At 54.5% G+C, this 574-nt stretch carries 1 protein-coding gene; it reads right to left on the bottom strand.

The genetic code is table 11. The features are described 5' to 3' along the window. Positions 1-67: 67 nt before the first annotated feature. Entirely contained in the window at positions 68-418 is a 351-nt protein-coding gene (locus tag EKL94_RS22265; RefSeq protein ID WP_312023668.1) for a hypothetical protein, read from the bottom strand. Positions 419-574 lie beyond the last annotated feature (156 nt).

Genomic DNA, 574 nt, shown 5'->3' with positions numbered 1-574 from the left:
TGAAGTGTATCTAGATTATCAATTCGATAGTACATTGGTTGTTTTTGTTTTTAAAGCAGAAGGCGGCCTACGGGTTAGGAGCCCGTCTCGTGGGCTCGGGAATGTGTAAAAGGGACAGCATGTTGGGCCTGTAGCCGAGCTCTCTGGCTGGGAAATAGACCAGCAGGGCCTGGGCCATGAGCTGGGTGAAGACGATGGCATTGAGGACCCCATGCAGGCTCAGCCCCTGGTAATACGACTGGATGAGGGGCTTGAGGTAGGGGTAGAGGTCGAGGCCGCCATAGTTCAACGATTGCAGTGGGCCGAAGAAAGTGCCCAACATCAGGGCCATAAAGCCCAGCATGAGCATGTACAGCGTCAGCTTCTTTTCGGGATGGCCCGCATAGGCATCCACTTTGGAGAAGGTAATTACGGCCATTGATTCTCCTTGTGTTGGTTTGGGGGCCTGGGATTATGGGGCCTTGTTCACCTCCCACGAGTTTGCTTGTCATGCGGGCGTGACCCAAGGCGCAGTCATGCTTGTCTTGGTACCGGCATCTCCTGATGTGTTTAGGAGGTGGGCTGCGCCTGGTGA

It is taken from the genome of Stenotrophomonas maltophilia (assembly GCF_003970865.1).
Classification (GTDB): domain Bacteria; phylum Pseudomonadota; class Gammaproteobacteria; order Xanthomonadales; family Xanthomonadaceae; genus Stenotrophomonas; species Stenotrophomonas maltophilia_AR.
The sequence above is the reverse complement of the archived record's forward strand: the minus strand, read 5'-3'. Positions and strand labels throughout refer to the sequence as shown.